This window comes from Actinospica acidithermotolerans, assembly GCF_018139625.1.
In the GTDB taxonomy this organism is placed as follows: domain Bacteria; phylum Actinomycetota; class Actinomycetes; order Streptomycetales; family Catenulisporaceae; genus Actinospica; species Actinospica acidithermotolerans.
The window spans coordinates 1-11,496 of the sequence record NZ_JAGSOH010000174.1 but is presented as its reverse complement, the minus strand read 5'-3'; the positions used below and the strand labels follow the sequence as shown (position 1 = coordinate 11,496).

The following is an 11,496-nucleotide window of genomic DNA, read 5'->3' as shown; positions in this document are numbered from 1 at the left end:
CCCGACCAGCCGCGCCAAGGCCGGCGCCCGCACGTCCCCCCGCGCGAAATCCAGCGTCCGCGGCTCCGCCAGCGAGTCCACCCCGGCAGCCGCGCTGAAGTACGCCCGCGGCACCTTCAGCACCAGCTCGTCGAGCCCGTGCGAGAACCCCCGCACGAACGGCCGGTCGGCATCGCAGATCACCATCTGCCCGGGCCCGAGCGTGCGGACGCCGTCATCGTGATAGAAGAACGAGTCTCCGACCAGCATGAAGTAGCACGCGATGGCGTCCGAAGGCACTCGCCGAATGATCGAGGCGTTCCGCTCCACCATGTGCGAAGGCGCCATCACCCGCGCAAGCTGCACATTGGGCAGCTGCAGGTTGATCTCCGTGGCCTCCAAGGTCCGCTCGTCGAGCGAACTGCAGCGCAGCCCGATCAGCGCATCGGCGTTGTGCTCCTCCCACTTCGCGATGCGCTGCCCGTCGGGAAGCCCGGCCGTGCTGAACCGCACCGGCCCCGGCGCCGCTGATGCCACGTACTCACCCTAGAGCCTCCCCGATCCGGAGGCGATAGTGCTGGTGGCACCTATAAATAGCGATCACACGGGCCGGGTAGGAGCCCCAGGGTGCAGTCGTTGTAGAGAACCGCCTCCGTCACCGAAACCGGGCGCAACGCGAAACTGCCCGCTTCCGACTCGACGGCCCCCGCAGCCGCCCGGGCCGATGCGCAAGCGCCCTGCAGCACCTCCAGCGTCAGGGGATCGCCGCCCAGATCCTCCAGGCCGCAAAGGCTGGAGGGTGGGGGCGCCTGACGGCCGACGGTCCCGGCGGCACTGGCCGTTCCGATGGGGACGACCGTGGCGCCGAGGGCCAGCGCCGTGAGGAGTACGAGGTTACGTACGGTTCTGATCACCATCTTCTTATGTGTCCCGTGGCGCCCGGTGACACTTCGGCTGATCCGTTCGAGGTGCGACTGCACCACGAACCGCTGCCCCCGAAGCGGCTTCGGGGGCAGCAGGCGGGGCGAGTCCTACGCGATCGTCAGCGACACGCTGTTCGACGTGCCCGCGCTGTTCGTGACCGTGACGGTGGCTGTCGTCCCCGCGGCGACGGCCCACTCGTTGCCCGGGCCGGAGGGTTCCGGCACCGTGAAGGTGATGGACGTGTCGCTCCAGCTGTCGATGGTGAACAGCGCCTGGTCGACGGGGGCGCCCCAGTTGATGCCGTTGTCGCTGAAGGTGACGTAGCGGCCGGCCTGGGTGGCGCCGAAGTGGGTGCCGGTGATCGTGACCTTCGCGCCGGCCGCCGCGGAGCTTGCGGAGATCGAGGAGATCGTGGGCGTCGAGGGCATGTTGTTGACGGTGATGTAGTTCAGGTTGATCGCGCCGGCGTCGGTGCTCGTGCGGGCCACGGTGATGAGGTTGGTTCCGCCGGTCAGGGTCACGGTGCCGGTGACGGAGCCCCAGGTGGTCCAGGCGGTGTCGAGGCTCGGGAAGTTCACGGTGACCGGGGACATGACCACGTTGCCGGGCTCGTCGCCGACGCCCACGGTCATCGTGCTCGTGGAGCCGGAGCCGTTGGCGTACCGGTAGGTGATCGTGTAGGTGCCGGCGGTCGGGGCGTCTACGGCGAAGGTGACGGAGGCGCCGGCGTTGGCGGCTTGGAGGTTGTCGACGAAGCCCATCGCGGCGTAGCCGGTGTGGTTGTTGTTGAACATCGCGCCGCCGCCCCAGTTGGCGAACGCCGCCTGGTACGTGTTGACGGTGCGGCCGTTCGGGACCACGCGCACGAGCTGGGAGGCGTGCGGGGAGAGCGCGGTGGAGATCTGGGTCTGCGCGGTGGACGTGGTCGCGTTCCAGAGGTCGTATACGGTGGCCGTGCCGGAGATGCCGAGATCGCCGCTGAAGCTGATCGTCTTGGTGACCGTGCTGGAGTCGTTGCGGTTGAACAGCGCGACGACCCACGAGCCGTCCGGCAGCTGGCCGGCCCAGCGCTCGGTGTCGCGGGAGCCGGAGTCGGAGGAGTACATGTCGCTGTTGTAGAAGTACGGCTTGCCGACGAGGCCCTGCCTGCGCAGGCCGAGGACCGCCGAGTTCTGCCACAGGTCGATGTCGCCGCCGATGGTGTCGACGCGGTCGGTGATCGCGAGCTGCGATCCGGCGATCGTGAAAAGGTTGATCGCGGTCTGCTTCTCCGCGGTGTCGGAGAAGGTGCTCATCGCGAGGAAGTCGCCGTCGAGGATCAGTCCGGTGCGGCCGGACAGGTGCGCCCAGCCGGTGAATCCGCAGAAGGGGTTGTACCACTGGCTCCAGTCGTTCTGCCAGGTCTGCCGGCCGCCGCTGAGCCAGGACCAGCTGCCGGTGGTCATGTCGGCGTCGATGCGGACGGAGTCGCCGTAGAGGATCTCGTTGGCGGCGTTGTTGAAGAGGTTCGGCATCACGACGCTGATCTCGATGCCGTCGCCGGCCGCCTCGTCGACCCAGGACAGGGCGGTGGCGTAGTCGGCGCTCCCGTGGTCGACGCCGACGGTGCCGATGTTCGCGTCGTAGCCGGACTCGTACCAGGACCAGAAGTCGGTGCGCAGGAAGGCGACGCCCAAGTTCTTGAAGTAGTTCACGTAGCCCTGGACGTACTCCTTGGCGCCGTTCGCGGCGACGTTGACCCAGTAGATCTCGTCGTCGGAGTTGAGCACGTCGCCGGAGGTGACGATGTCGGCGACGGGGATGCTCGTGCCGACGACCGTGATCGAGGTGTCCTTGACGGCGCTCGCGGCCACCCACAGCGGGTTGTAGTAGACGCCGAGCTTCATCCCCAGGCTTCCGAGGTAGCTGACGTAGTAGGCCCAGTCATGGGTCCACGCGTCGCTGTAGCTGGTGATGTAGCCGTTCGAGTTCGTCGTCTGGGTGTAGTCGACCCAGCCGTCGGTGCAGCACATCGTGTAGCCGTAGGGCGCGAGGTTGTCCGCGACCCAGGTGATGTTCTGCTGCCACACGCTCTCGGTGAGCGTGGCGTTGTTCGTGTAGTTCCAGCTGTACGGCGACCAGTACTGCGGGCCTGGCCCGGAACGGGTGTATACGCTGTTGCGACTGGTCACCGGCAGAGTCGCGGCGGCGAGCGCCACGTTCAGCGGCACCGCGGGGCGGCGGCCCCCGATAGCGAGTGCCGTCAACGTGCCCGCTGCGGCGACGCCGCTTCCGCGCAGCAGTGCTCGACGGGAGATGTTCATCCTTGACGCCTCCAGGCCGGGGAGCGGCGCACTCCGCTGTGCGCGCGGATGAGAGTGTGGCCGAGCTAATTTCTCTTGTCAAGAAACAAAATCCCGCCTGACGACGGTGATCCCGATCGGGCTGTGTGTGGACGCGGACGGCGCGGCAGGTCCGCGCGCCTTATCATGACCGCGGAAAGTATGTCATCGGCATCCGGACAGGTGGAGAGCGGCTCATGACGGACAGCAGGGAGCGGCTCACGATCGGGTTCGCCGTCCCGCCGCGCCCGCGCGCCGCGGACCGCGGCGCGGACATGACGCGCGGCCGCCTGTTCGCCGAGATCCTCACCGCCGGGCCGCTCTCCCGCACGCAGCTGGCGCAGCGCAGCGGCCTGTCCCAGTCCACGGTCACCAAGGTCGTCAACCCGATGATCGAGGCCGGCTACGTCGCGGAGGCCGGGGAGCAGTCCGGCGGCATCGGCCGTCCGCAGCGGCTGCTCGAGGTGGCCGCCGACCGGCGCGCGGCGATCGGCGTGAAGATCGGGCCGGGCGCGGTCACCGGCGTGCTGACCGACCTGCGCGCGCAGGTGATCGACCAGCGGGCCCGGCCGCTCACGGCGGGCCACGACCCGTCCGCCGCGCTCTCGGCCGCCGCGGCGGTGGTCTGGGATCTGCTCGCCGGGCACCCGGAGACGCGCGAGAAGCTGATCGGCGTGGGCGTCGGGCTCGGCGGGCACGTCGCGGCGGGGGAGGGGCGCGTCGTGCGCTCCGGCGTGCTGGGCTGGACCGGCGTCGACGTCAGCGCGCCGCTGGCCGCCGCCACCGGCCTGCCGACGGTCGCGGCGAACGACGTCGACGCGCTCGCCGTCGCAGAGCGCTGGTTCGGCGCCGGCCGCGGCCTGGACGGCTTCGCGCTCGTGACCGTCGGGCCGGGCGTCGGCTGCGGGCTGTTCCTCGGCGGCGAACTGGTCACCGGGGCCGGCGGACTGGCCGGGGAGCTCGGGCATATCCCGATGCTGATCGACGGGCCCGAGTGCACCTGCGGCAACCGCGGATGCCTGGAGACGATCGCCTCGGACGACGCCGTGCTGCGCCGGATAGCCGAGAACGGCGGCCGCAGCGTGGGCATCGAGGAGGCGGTCGCGGCGGCCCGGCGCGGCGATCAGATCGCGAAGAGCGCGTTCGAGGCGATGGGCACGGCGCTCGGCCGCGGGCTGGCGACCCTGTGCAATCTCGTCAACCCCGGCCGGATCGTGCTCGCGGGCGAGCGGGCCGGCGCCTTCGACCTCTTCGGTGACGCGTGCACGCGGGCGTGGCGGGCGCATTCCTTCTCGACCGCGGCCGTGGACTGCGAGCTCATCGTCGACGAGACCGACGACGCGCTGTGGGCGCGCGGCGCGGCCTGCCTGGTCATCCGCGACGCGGTCGGCGCAGATCAGCCGTAGTTCCTCCGGTGCTCGGCGGCTTGGTTCGAACCCTGAGTTTTCGTCCCCTGACTCAGATCACCGCCCGGTCGCGCGAACATCACGCTTCGATGACGTCGATTTTATTTCTTGACTCACGAAAATCCCCCGCGCCATACTCCGTGACATCCGGGTAACCGGAAACGGAACGACCAAACACGGCCGAGGGGGGTTGCCATGAGAGCGAGCGAACTGCTCGGCGAGGCGACCCGCGCGGAGATCTTCGGGCAGGTGCTCACCGCGGGACCGATCTCCCGCTCGGGGCTCGCCGCGCGGCTCGGCCTCTCGCCCTCCACGGTCACCCGGCTGCTGCCGCCGCTGCTCGAGGCCGACTACATCCGCGAGGAGGCCGAGGCCGGTCCGGCCGCCGGTCCCGGCCGGCCGCAGCGGCTGCTGAGCGTCAACCTCGAGCGGCATCTGGTGGTGGGCCTGAAGATCGCGCCCAGCGTGGTCTCCGGGGTCGTCACCGACATGGGCGCCCGGGTGCTCGCCCGGGCCGAGCTGCAGATCGACGGATGCGCGCCGGAGACGGCGCTCACCGCCGCCGGGCGCCTGGTGCGCCGGCTGCTCGCCGGGTTCCCGGACGGCGCCGCGCGCACGCTCGGCGTCGGCGTGGGCCTCGGCGGGCACGTGGACGCCGAGTCCGGGATCTGCCGCTACTCGGGCATCCTCGGCTGGCGCGACGTAGCGGTCGCCGCGCCGATCGCCGCCGCCACCGGGCTTCCGGTGGTCGTCGGCAACGATGTCAATGCCCTGGTGGTGGCGCAGCACTGGTTCGGCGCCGGACGCGAGAACGGCACCTTCGCCGTCGTCACCATCGGTGCCGGCATCGGCTGCGGGCTGCTCGTCGGCGGCGCGCTGTTCACCGGATCGACCGGGCTGGCCGCGGAGTTCGGCCACATCCCGATCGACCCGGCCGGGCCGGTCTGCACCTGCGGCCGGCGCGGCTGCCTGGAGGCGCTGGCCTGCTCGGGGTCCGTGCTCGCCCGGCTCGGCCACGTGGGCCTGCCGCTGGCCGACATCGAGGCGGCCGCGGCGCTGGCCCGCGCCGAGCCGGCCACCGCCGAGGTCCGCGCCGTCCGCGCGGCCTTCGCCGCCGCGGGCGACGCCCTCGGCCGGGGACTGGCCACCCTGTGCAACCTGATCAACCCCGAGCTGGTGATCCTGGCCGGCGAGGGTGTCTCCGTGTACGACCTGCTGCGGCCGGCCGTGCACGAGGCGCTGTCCCACCACGCATTCTCGACCGCCGCGGCCGACTGCACCGTCCTGGTCGACCCGGTGGACGACGACATGTGGACGCGCGGCGCGGCCTGCCTGGTCCTCCGGGCGACCGTCCGCGCCCCGCTGCTGTCGAAGCACCATCCGCCCGCACCACGACCCTCAACTCTCGCGGCCTGACCAGCCGCCCGAATCGCAAGGAAGCGATCGATGAGAATTCTGTCGAACAAGCGCAGGAACGCGGCCACCGCCGTGACCGCGGCAGCCGTGCTCGCTCTGTCCACCGCCTGCTCCTCGTCCTCGGGATCGACGGCGGCGCCGGCCGCCACCGGCTCGGCCTCGGGCACGATCACTTGGTTCGCCAACCAGTTCGGCCCGACCTCGACGGACGTGCGCAAGACCCTGATCGCCGCGTTCGAGAAGGCCTACCCGAACATCAAGGTCAACCTGGAGCAGGCGCCGAGCGACTCGGACACCTACCGCTCGACGCTGATCACCCAGATATCGGGCGGATCGAGCAGCTTCGACGTCTACAACGGCGACGTGGTGTGGCCCGCGCAGTTCGGCAAGCAGGGCCTCGCGCTGCCGCTGAACTCGTACTTCGACTCCTCCTACTGGAACACCTTCTCCAACGGGCTGGTCACCAGCCTGACCTACAAGGGCAGCACCTACGCGGTCCCGCTGTTCACCGACAACGCGTTCCTGTTCTACCGCAAGGACCTGCTGGCCAAGGCCCACCTGCCGGTCCCGACCACCTGGGAGCAGCTGCAGTCCGAGGCCGAGACCCTGCAGAAGGACAACCTCGTCAAGTACGGCTTCGCCGCGCAGTTCGACTCGTACGAGGGTCTGACCTGCGACTTCACCGAGTTCGCGGCCGACGCCGGCGGCTCGACGGTCAGCTCCGACGGCACCAAGGCCACCATCGACTCGCCGGCCGACACCAAGGCGCTGACCTACATGCGGGGCCTGATCACCTCGGGCGTCTCCCCGTCCGCGATCACCACCTTCCAGGAGCAGCAGTCCGAGTCGCTGTTCACCGCCGGCCAGGTTGCGTTCCTGCGCAACTGGACCTACGCGTACGCGGACTCGAACGGCTCCACCTCGAAGGTCGCGGGCGACGTCGGCGTCGTGAACCTGCCGAGCTTCGCCGGCCAGTCCAGCCCGGGCTACTCCGTCACCGGCGGCTGGAACCTGTACGTCAACCCGCACAGCAAGTACCTGGCCGCGGACGTCGACTTCCTGAAGTGGATGACCGGCACCGAGGCGCAGACCATCATCGCCGAGCAGGGCGGCGAGATCCCGACCGTCGCGAGCGTGCTGCAGAACTCCGCGGTCCAGGCCACCAACCCGGCCTTCCCGGTCGCCGCGAAGAACAAGCTCAACGCCCGTCCTTCCTTCGTGGCGCAGTACTCGCAGGTGAGCGAGGCGATCTACAACAACGTCAACGCGGCGCTGTCCGGCTCGACGAGCCCCTCGGCCGCCCTGTCCGCGGCCTCGAGCCAGATCGACACGGCCCTGCAGAGCAACGGACTGTGATCCCTCGATGACCGTCGTCGATACTCGCGGGCCCCGCGAGACGCGCGCGGCCGACGGCGCAAGCCGCCGGCCGCGTCGCGGCGCCATGCGACGCTCCGCCGCCCGCCTCGGCTGGGGCTTCGCGTCCCCGGCCCTCCTGCTCGTGTTCGCCGTGATGATCTTCCCGATCGGCTTCTCGATCGCGATGTCGTTCAGCAACGTGAACGTGACCGGGAGCGGCTTCCAGCTCAACGGGTTCACCGGGAACAACTACTCGATCCTGTTCCACTCGGCGCGCTACATCCACGACCTCGAGTTCACCGCGATCTACACCGTCGTCACGGTGACGGTCGAGATGATCCTCGGCACGCTGATCGCGCTCGTGCTCGAGCGGCTCACCCACGCGCGCGCGTGGCTGATGGCGCTGCTCCTGCTGCCGTGGGCGCTGATCACGGTCGTGTCGGCGCAGCTGTGGTCGTACATCTACAACGGCGTCTACGGCGTCTTCGACGCCATCATGAACGCGGTCGGCGTGCACAACCTCAACGTCCTCGGCACCCCGACGCAGGCCGCTGTGGCCATGGGCGTCGCGGACGTCTGGAAGACCACGCCGTTCGTCGCGATCATGGTGCTGGCCGGCCTGGTCATGCTGCCGGGCGAGGTCGTCGAGGCGGCCCGCATCGACGGCGCGAACGGCTGGCAGACCTTCTGGAAGGTGCGGCTGCCGCTGCTGCGCCCGGCGCTCGCCGTGGCCGTGATGTTCCGCATCCTGCAGGCCTTCGGGCTGTTCGACCTGCCGTACGTGCTGACCGGCGGCGGCCCCGGCACGAGCACCGAGTCGCTCGCGCTGCTCGGCTACAAGGTGCTGTTCAACGACGTGCTCTTCGGTCCGGGCGCCGCGATCGCGGCCAGCACCGCGTTCATCGTGCTGGTGGTCTGCCTGCTGTTCCTCAAGGTATTCCGCACCCAGGTCGGCGAGCAGGAGGACTGATCATGGCCAGACGCCGCAGAAAGAACCTCGGCACGAACATCGCGGCCCTGCTCGTCGCCGCGTTCGTCGCGCTGCCGCTGTACTGGATGGTCGCCGCGTCCTTCAAGAGCCCGGTGGACATCACCTCGGCCGCCGCGGTGCCGCCGCACCTGACGACCTCGAACTACGGCAACGCGTTCACGAACTACAGCTTCGGCACGTACGTGCGCAACTCCGTGATCGTGGCCGTCTGCACGACCGGGCTCGTGCTCTCCCTCGGCACCTTCGCCGGGTACGCGCTCGCCCGGCTCCCGATGCGCGGCAAGACGGCGATCATGACCGCGCTGCTGATGATCTCGCTGTTCCCGACCATCGCCGTCGTCGCGCCGCTGTACCTGCTGCTGCGCGACATCGGCTGGCTGAACAGCTATCAGGGCCTGATCCTGTCGTACACGGCGCTGATGCTGCCGTTCGCCATCTGGATCCTGCGCAACTTCTTCCTCGGCATCCCCAAGGCCATGGAGGAGAGCGCGCGGGTGGACGGCGCGGGACCGATCCGCACCGTGGTCCGGGTGATCCTGCCGCAGGCGCTGCCCGGCGTGTTCACCGCGGGAGTGTTCACCTTCGTCGCCGCCTGGACCGAGTTCATCGTCGCCCTGACACTGGACAACGAGGACCGGTACCGGACGATCCCGGTCGGCATCGCCCTGTTCGGCGGCCAGTTCACCATCCCCTACGGAACCATCTTCGCCGCCTCGGCGGTGGCGATGCTCCCGATCGCCATCCTGGTCCTCGTCTTCCGCAAGGCGGTCGTCTCCGGACTCACCGCCGGCGCGGTCAAGGGCTGAGGCCCCGGTCCCGCCGTCCCGGCCCCCGCACCACCTGCCCATCTCGCCCAGCACCACGCCCCGAAAGGTCCGACCGCACTCGTGACCGCGTCCACCGCACCCGGCTGGCTCGCCGATGCCGTCCTCTACCAGATCTACCCCCAGTCCTACGCGGACTCGGACGGGGACGGCATCGGCGACCTGCGCGGCATCGCCGCGCGCCTCGACCACCTCGCGTGGCTCGGGGTCACGGCCCTCTGGCTCAACCCGTGCTTCGCCTCCCCGATGCGCGACGCCGGGTACGACGTGTCCGACTACCTGACCATCGCCCCGCGCTACGGCACGAACGAGGACCTGGCCGCGCTGGTCGGGCAGGCCCGCGAACGCGGCATCAGGGTCCTGCTCGACCTCGTGCCGGGCCACACGTCGGATCTGCACCCGTGGTTCCTCGCCGCGGCCGACGACCCGGACGACCACCGCTACATCTGGACGGACGGCGCCGCCGACGAGGCGGACGGCGCCCTCCCGTCCGGCTTCGTCGCGTCGCCCGGCAGCCGGCCGGGCGGCTACCTCCCCAATTTCTTCGACTCCCAGCCCGGCCTCAACTTCGGCTACGCGCGGCAGAACCCGGACGAGCCCTGGCGCCAGCCCGTCGACGCCGAGGGCCCGCGCGCGAACCGTGCCGCGCTGCGCGAGATCATGACCCACTGGCTCGGCTACGGCGTCGCCGGATTCCGCGTCGACATGGCGTCCTCGCTGGTCAAGGACGACCCCGGCTTCGTGGAGACCGGCAAGCTGTGGACCGGGCTGCGCGCCTGGCTCGACGCCGAGCACCCCGGCGCCGTGCTGCTGGCGGAGTGGGGCGACCCGGCCGTCGCCGTACCCGCGGGCTTCGACGCGGACTTCTTCCTGCAGTTCGGCGGGGAGGGCTGGGGCCTGCCGTACCGCTCGCTCTTCCAGACGGCCCCCGGCACGGGCACCGTCGACGAGGAGCACGAACCGGGCCCCTGCTACTTCGCGGCGGAGGGCGAGGGCAGCGCCGCCACGTTCCTGGCAGCCTACGAGCGCACCGTGAAGGCGATCGGCGAGCCCGGCCACGCCATCCTGCCGACGGCGAACCACGACTTCGCCCGCCTGCACTGCGGGCCGCGTACCGCGGAGCAGTTGCCGGCGGTGTTCGCCTTCCAGCTCACCTTCCCGACCGTCCCCGCCATCTACTACGGCGACGAGATCGGCATGCGCTACCTGCCCGAGATCCCCGAGAAGGAAGGCAGCGTCCTCGGCCCCCGCTACAACCGCGCGGGATCGCGCACCCCGATGCAGTGGGACCGCACCGAGAACGCCGGCTTCTCGGCCGCGGCGCCCGACCGCATCTACCTCCCCGTCGACCCGGCCGACGACCGTCCGGACGTCGCCACCCAGCGCGCCGACGAGACCTCGCTGCTCAACCTCGTCAGGGACCTGATCGCGCTGAGGCGGGAGAACGCCGCGGACCTGGGTCCGGCCGGCAGCCTCGAGATCCTGAACGACGGCTACCCGCTGGCCTACGTCCGCGGCGGCCGCTTCCTCGTCGTCGTCAACCCGTCGGACCGGCGCGTCGACCTGCGCCACGACCGCCCGGAGTTCGCCGCCGCCACCCTCGTGCGCGGCGCCGGCGTGGAGCTCGGGGAGTCGGCGGTGGCGGTACGGCCCTTCGGCTTCGGCGTCTTCCGTATGTGACGCCGAAAGGGGGAGATACGCAGCCGGGTGCGCGGGACGTGGAGTGCGCGCACCCGGCTGTGGTGTTTCCAGACCCGGGAAGAGCCCGGTCCAGCCGATGACCGCCACGCCGAGTGCGCGCGATCCGTGAAGCCGCCGACGCCGGTGCTCCGCGTGGCGGGGACGAGGACGAGGACGATCCTCGGGACAGTGAAATCGTTTCAATCAGTCGATCTTGGAATCCGGGCCGGATTGAAACCGTTCAACCCGTCGTTTCCATATCGTTGCGATGTGTGACCGGCGGGTTCGAGCCACAGCTCAGGGCACCATACGGGCAGGTGGACGACATGCGCTCGCCTCATCCGGCGGGCGGAAGCCGCCTGTGGTGCCTTGACGGTCATGGGGGCCGGAGCTAACCTCGCGGCACCATCTCTGAAACATTTCATCTCCCGTCAACCGTTGTCGGACCAGCCGCGGCTCCATCGCTCCATGACACCGACACCGTCGTCGTCCTTCTGAAAGGGATCGTCATGTATTCATCGTTCTGTCGTCCTCGGCTCGTGCGTTTGGTGGCGTCGGTGGCTGTGGGTGGTGTGCTGGCTGTGGGTGTGGCCGGGTGT

The 11,496-nt window shown here is 70.0% G+C and carries 9 protein-coding genes; 6 read left to right on the top strand and 3 right to left on the bottom strand.

Annotation, left to right across the window (positions count from 1 at the left end; genetic code table 11):
• The 3 genes from KDK95_RS32160 to KDK95_RS32150 form a co-directional block, all read right to left on the bottom strand.
• Positions 1–516, bottom strand: a 516-nt coding sequence (locus KDK95_RS32160; protein ID WP_212522123.1) for an AraC-like ligand-binding domain-containing protein, incomplete at its 3' end; no start/stop codon positions are given.
• Between the two features lie 50 nt (positions 517–566).
• The gene (locus tag KDK95_RS32155) at positions 567–896 is read right to left on the bottom strand and encodes a hypothetical protein (RefSeq protein WP_212522122.1); all 330 of its coding nucleotides are present in this window, start codon (positions 894–896) and stop codon (positions 567–569) included.
• Between the two features lie 114 nt (positions 897–1,010).
• Positions 1,011–3,206: a carbohydrate-binding protein gene (locus tag KDK95_RS32150; RefSeq protein WP_212522121.1), complete on the bottom strand. Its 2,196-nt coding sequence runs from the start codon at positions 3,204–3,206 to the stop codon at positions 1,011–1,013.
• Positions 3,207–3,421: 215 nt separating this feature from the next.
• Between KDK95_RS32150 and KDK95_RS32145 the strand changes: the two genes are divergently transcribed.
• The 6 genes from KDK95_RS32145 (at position 3,422) to KDK95_RS32120 (ending at position 10,897) form a co-directional block, all read left to right on the top strand.
• Positions 3,422–4,630 carry an ROK family transcriptional regulator gene (locus tag KDK95_RS32145; RefSeq protein WP_212522120.1) on the top strand — a complete coding sequence of 403 codons (1,209 nt, stop codon included), beginning with the start codon at positions 3,422–3,424 and terminating at the stop codon, positions 4,628–4,630.
• A gap of 195 nt (positions 4,631–4,825) precedes the next feature.
• Positions 4,826–6,046, top strand: coding sequence for an ROK family transcriptional regulator (locus tag KDK95_RS32140; RefSeq protein WP_212522119.1), 1,221 nt, complete (start codon positions 4,826–4,828; stop codon positions 6,044–6,046).
• Between the two features lie 30 nt (positions 6,047–6,076).
• Positions 6,077–7,402, top strand: a complete 1,326-nt coding sequence (locus KDK95_RS32135; RefSeq protein ID WP_212522118.1) for an ABC transporter substrate-binding protein — start codon at positions 6,077–6,079, stop codon at positions 7,400–7,402.
• A gap of 7 nt (positions 7,403–7,409) precedes the next feature.
• Positions 7,410–8,372, top strand: coding sequence for a carbohydrate ABC transporter permease (locus KDK95_RS32130; protein ID WP_212522117.1), 963 nt, complete (start codon positions 7,410–7,412; stop codon positions 8,370–8,372).
• A gap of 2 nt (positions 8,373–8,374) precedes the next feature.
• Complete coding sequence (locus tag KDK95_RS32125; RefSeq protein ID WP_212522116.1) at positions 8,375–9,199, top strand: carbohydrate ABC transporter permease; 825 nt, start codon at positions 8,375–8,377, stop codon at positions 9,197–9,199.
• An 81-nt stretch (positions 9,200–9,280) separates the two neighbouring features.
• Positions 9,281–10,897 (top strand): alpha-amylase family glycosyl hydrolase, encoded by a 1,617-nt coding sequence (locus KDK95_RS32120; protein ID WP_212522115.1) that lies wholly within the window; start codon positions 9,281–9,283, stop codon positions 10,895–10,897.
• The last annotated feature ends 599 nt before the right edge of the window (positions 10,898–11,496 follow it).